The sequence below is a fragment of the bacterium genome, assembly GCA_026398675.1.
Lineage (GTDB): Bacteria > RBG-13-66-14 > RBG-13-66-14 > RBG-13-66-14 > RBG-13-66-14 > RBG-13-66-14.
The window spans coordinates 1-4,430 of sequence record JAPLSK010000400.1; the positions used below are offsets into that span (position 1 = coordinate 1).

The 4,430-nt window shown below is 65.6% G+C and carries 5 protein-coding genes; all 5 read left to right on the forward strand.

All coding sequences use genetic code 11. From position 1 onward, the window contains the following. Nucleotides 1-964, forward strand: a 964-nt coding sequence (locus NTW26_11815; protein ID MCX7022933.1) for a 4Fe-4S dicluster domain-containing protein, incomplete at its 5' end; no start/stop codon positions are given. 211 nt (nucleotides 965-1,175) lie between these two features. After that, nucleotides 1,176-1,646 (forward strand): 4Fe-4S dicluster domain-containing protein, encoded by a 471-nt coding sequence (locus tag NTW26_11820; protein MCX7022934.1) that lies wholly within the window; start codon nucleotides 1,176-1,178, stop codon nucleotides 1,644-1,646. Between the two features lie 64 nt (nucleotides 1,647-1,710). Then, the gene (locus tag NTW26_11825) at nucleotides 1,711-2,322 is read left to right on the forward strand and encodes a 4Fe-4S dicluster domain-containing protein (protein MCX7022935.1); all 612 of its coding nucleotides are present in this window, start codon (nucleotides 1,711-1,713) and stop codon (nucleotides 2,320-2,322) included. After that, nucleotides 2,300-4,108 (forward strand): FAD-binding protein, encoded by a 1,809-nt coding sequence (locus tag NTW26_11830; protein ID MCX7022936.1) that lies wholly within the window; start codon nucleotides 2,300-2,302, stop codon nucleotides 4,106-4,108. Before NTW26_11825 ends, NTW26_11830 begins: the two co-directional genes overlap by 23 nt. A gap of 21 nt (nucleotides 4,109-4,129) precedes the next feature. After that, a partial coding sequence (locus NTW26_11835) for a hypothetical protein (protein MCX7022937.1) occupies nucleotides 4,130-4,430 on the forward strand: 301 nt, incomplete at its 3' end.

Here is a 4,430-nt window from a genome sequence, read left to right on the forward strand (position 1 = left end):
GACCACGGCCGGCGCGCCGCCCGCGAGGGGGAAGGCGCTGATGGCGAAGCTCATGCCGAGCCGCCCCTGGCGCATCGCCATCGCCACCTTTTTCATCGCGGTCTTGTTCCCCGCCTCCCGCCTGATCCTGCTCTTGATTCTCGGAGTGTGCTTCCTCATCGTCGGGCCGGCCTCCCGTTGGGCGAAGAGGAACCGCCTCGTCCTGGTGCTTCTGATTCTGGGAGTTCCGACACTCGTGATGGGCATGGGCTACTTCCTCGAGGCCGCCAAGCGGATTGATTTCGACGCCCTTCAGCCCGGCACCTACACCGGTCACGGTATCGGAAAGAACACCGCCCTGCCCCTCGAGGTCACGGCGGTGGTGGGGGAGGACGGCTCTTTAAAACTTACCGTCACCGCTCAGTCGGAGAGCGGGGGCCGGCCCGTGGTGGACCGGGCCCTGGCCGAGATTCCCGCCGCCATCGCCTCGTCGAGGAGCCTCGAGGTGGACGCGATTTCCGGCGCCACCTTCACCACCGACGGGATCATCCAGGCCAGCCGGGAGGCGCTCGCCGAGGCCGGAGGCGCCGGCAAGCAGCCCTGGCCCATCCTGGCGCTGCAGTGGCTCACCGTGGCCGAGCCCTCCCGGGAGACCCTCTTCCAGCTTTGCATCATCTTCGGCATCATCTTCTTATTGGACTTCATGCTTTCCGGCGTGATGGTCCGCAACACCGGCGAGAGCCTGAACTGCTACAACTGCCAAGCCTGCGTCGGCGTATGTCCCGTGGGGCGGGTGGAGGACGACGTGCCGCTGCCTATGACGATGGTGCTGGAGACGCGGCTGGGGAACTACGCCCGGGTGGAGGAGCTCGCCAAGTACTGCGTGGGCTGCGCACGCTGCGCCGCGCGCTGCCCCAACGGCATCAGCGCCGTCTCCACGGCGGGGAAGGCCATCGCCGCAAAGCGGAGCCTCTTCGAGCTTTAAAGCGCCGGGCGGTCGAGCAGCACGACGGGAGTTGAACGTTTTTAAGCGGCACCTACTCCGGTTACGCCGAGGACGCGGAACTGGAGGCCTATAACCGGGCCGTCGCCGCCGCGACCAACGACTGCCCGGGCAAACCGGCGACGAACCTCGCCGCGGCCCCGGCGCCATAAAATCACACGCCCCGCGGGGCGTATTCGAGCGGTCAACGAACATGCCAGCCATCATAGAGCGCGACCTGAAGAAAATCCAGCGGACCCTGGACCGCATCTTCGACATGAAGGAGCCCCCGGTGGCGCGGACCCGGCTCCTGTCCACCGGCATGGAACTTTACAACCGCCTCCACTCCGAGGGGCGGGACCTCGCCTCGGACAAGGGGTGCATCGCCTGCGGCAACTGCGTGGACTCCTGCCCCGTGCTGCGGCGCGAGCCGGAGAGGCTGAAGCGGACGGCTCAGCGGACCTCCATGGCCCTGGAGTCCATCGTCGGCGAGGACTGCGAGCAGTGTTACTCCTGCGCCCTGGCCTGCCCCCAAACCGACCTGGACATCAAGCAGTACATCGTGGACAAACGGGTGGTGGAAACCCTGCACAAGAGCAAGATACTCAACCAGCTCGACCGGTACTTCGCCGCGATCATCGGGCTCTTGTTCGGCATCCTTCTGGGCATCCTCATCGCCTGGTAGTCCGGGGTTTCCCGAGACGGGACCGTATTCGTATCAACCGCAAATTAAACCTGGAGCACGAGACATGGGCGACGAGGGCAAAGCGAGGATGTTAAACATCTACATCATGGGCAAGAAGTACCAGGTGCCCGAGACGCTGACCATCCTCAAGGCGATCGAGTATTCCGGCTACCAGTTCATCCGGGGCTGTGGCTGCCGCGGGGGCATCTGCGGCGCCTGCGGGACGGTTTACCGCACCGCCGGCGACTACAAGCTCAAGAGCGGCCTCGCCTGCCAGACCGTGGTCGAGCCCGAGATGTACCTGGCCCAGATCCCTTTCTACCCGGCCAACAAGGCGACCTACGACATCGAGAAGCTGGAGCCCACCGCGGATGCCCTCATCGAGCACTATCCAGAACTTCTGCGCTGCATGGGGTGCAACGCCTGCTCGAAGGTCTGCCCCCAGGATCTGGAGACGATGGAGTACATGTCGGCGGCGATGAAGGGCGACCTGGAGCGGGTGGCCGAGCTCTCCTTCGAGTGCCTGATGTGCGGGCTGTGGCTACAAGGAGACCCAGGCCGACCGCGAACCCGATTGACCCTTTCAAAAGATGGCTCGGGGTCATCCCGTCCGTGGGCGGCCCCGATTGAAGCGATTCCCAGAGGAGTATTCGATGGGTTACACCCCCGAACTTAAGGAACTGGCGGAGAAGGTAGCCGCCACCCGGGAACGGCGCATCGCCCGGCGCCTGGCCCCCAAGCGCATCGTAGCCTACCGCGAGGACAAGGGCCCCTTCCGAGACATCCGCGACCTGACGCGCGTGCACGGCATAGACCCCGAGATATTCGAGGCGGTCAAGGGCCAGGTGTCCCTCACCGACGAGCCGGGTAAAACCAACATCAACACCGCTGACGCCCAGGAGCTGGAGAAGCTCGACGGCATCGGTTACTTCAAGCCGATGACGATGGCGGAGCGGGAACGCGTCCTGAAGAAATTCCACCCGGACTACAAGGACACGGGGATGCGCCCTTTGGCCATGGGTCCGAACAAGGGTGAGCGGGTGCCCGACGAGTTCGCCGATCTTATCGAAGCCCACTCCCTCCTGGCCGGGAGCCCGATCGAGCTCGGGGAAGCGGACTACGACACCGACGTGCTGGTCATCGGAGCCGGGGGGGCGGGGGCTTCGGCCGCGCTCATGGCCCAGGAGGAAGGGGCCAGGGTCCTGTTGGTGACCAAGCTCCGCCACGGCGACTCCAACACGGTCATGGCCGAGGGCGGCATCCAGGCGGCGGACAAGCCCCAGGACAGCCCGGTCTTCCACTTCCTCGACGTCATCGGCGGGGGCCACTTCTCCAACGACCGGGAGCTGGTCGCCGCGCTCACCAACGACGCGCCCCTGGTCATCGAGTGGCTCGAGCGGTTGGGCGTCATGTTCGGGAAAAACGCCGAGGGCGTCATGCAAACCCTCCACGGCGGCGGCACCAGCCGCAAGCGCATGCACTCGTCCGGCGACATGACCGGCGCCGAGATCATGCGCGTGCTCCGCGACGAGATACGCAACCGCCCGCAGATCGAGGTCGTGGAGTTCTCCCCCGTCGTGGAGCTCCTGATGGACGACGCGGGACACTGCGGCGGCGCCGTGTTGAAGAACATGGAGACCGGCGACTTCAAAATCGCCCGGGCCAAGTCCACGGTCATCGCCACCGGCGGCATCGGCCGTCTGCACATCCAGGGCTTCCCCACCACCAATCACTACGGCGCCACCGCCGACGGGCTCATCCTCGGCTACCGGGTTGGGGTGAAGCTGCGCTTCATGGACTCCATCCAGTACCACCCAACCGGTGTAATTTACCCCGAGCAGAACGTAGGGCTCCTGATTACAGAGAAGGTCCGCGGCCTGGGCGCCGAGCCGGTCAACCGGGACGGCGAGGACTTCGTCTTCCCCAAGGAGCCCCGCGATGTGGAGTCCTCCGCCCTCATGCGCGAGTGCCTGGAGCGCGGCAAGGGCATCCTGACCCCCACCGGCCGCCAGGGCGTCTGGCTCGACTCGCCCATGATAGACATCATCCAGGGGCCGGGCACCGTACAGCGCGAGCTCCCGGCCAAGTACAAACAGTTCATGCGGCACGGGATAGACATCTCCAAGGAACCGATGCTGGTCTACCCGACGCTGCACTACCAGAACGGCGGCCTGGCTATCAAGCCCGACACCTCGACGGAGATCCCGGGCCTCTTCGCCGCCGGCGAGGTCGCAGGGGGGATCCACGGCCGCAACCGGCTGATGGGCAACAGCCTCTTGGACATCACCGTCTTCGGGCGCCGCGCGGGGGTTTCCGCGGCCAAATACGCCCGCGGGGCCCGCGTCGGCGAGCTCTCACTCAAGCACGTCGAGGAGTACGAGCGGGAGCTGAAGGAAGCCGGTATCGAGACCGACCGCCAGAGCCCCATGCTCCTGCCCGATTACCGGTATAAGACGGGCTAACCCCCGAACGGCGGTTTAGGAATGAAACGACTCCCCGTCTACATTCTAATCCTGACCGCGGTCTCGGGCCACGCCCTGGACCTGGGCCTGGCGTTGGATCCCGAGACGAACCAGAACGTCATCGGAGTCGTTGACGACTCCGGGATGTTTCACCGGCGCTACGGCGCCGACCTGGAGCTCGAGCTGACCGGCCACACGCAAGGGGGGCCGTCCGGGGAACGGGGAGAGGTTATGCGGTGGGACTCCGCGGGCGGATACTACGTCCAGGGTAAGCGGTGGAGCTGGATCACCTCGGGGGAAAAAAGCCCCGGCGGGGGTCCGT